Annotated in this window: 1 rRNA gene; it reads right to left on the reverse strand. The window is 48.8% G+C overall.

The window, feature by feature from the left end:
* Nucleotides 1-254, reverse strand: a 23S ribosomal RNA gene (locus ACEN4I_RS13675); the annotation flags it as partial.

The following is a 254-nucleotide window of genomic DNA, read 5'->3' on the forward strand; positions in this document are numbered from 1 at the left end:
CATTCGGTGGACGGGATTCTCACCCGTCTTTCGCTACTCATACCGGCATTCTCACTTCTAAGCGCTCCACTAGTCCTCACGATCTAGCTTCAACGCCCTTAGAACGCTCTCCTACCATAGAACCTAATGGTTCTATCCACAGTTTCGGTGTTATGTTTAGCCCCGGTAAATTTTCGGCGCAGGGTCACTCGACTAGTGAGCTATTACGCACTCTTTAAATGATGGCTGCTTCTGAGCCAACATCCTAGTTGTCT

This window comes from Desemzia sp. FAM 23990, assembly GCF_045528485.1.
Classification (GTDB): Bacteria; Bacillota; Bacilli; order Lactobacillales; family Carnobacteriaceae; genus Desemzia.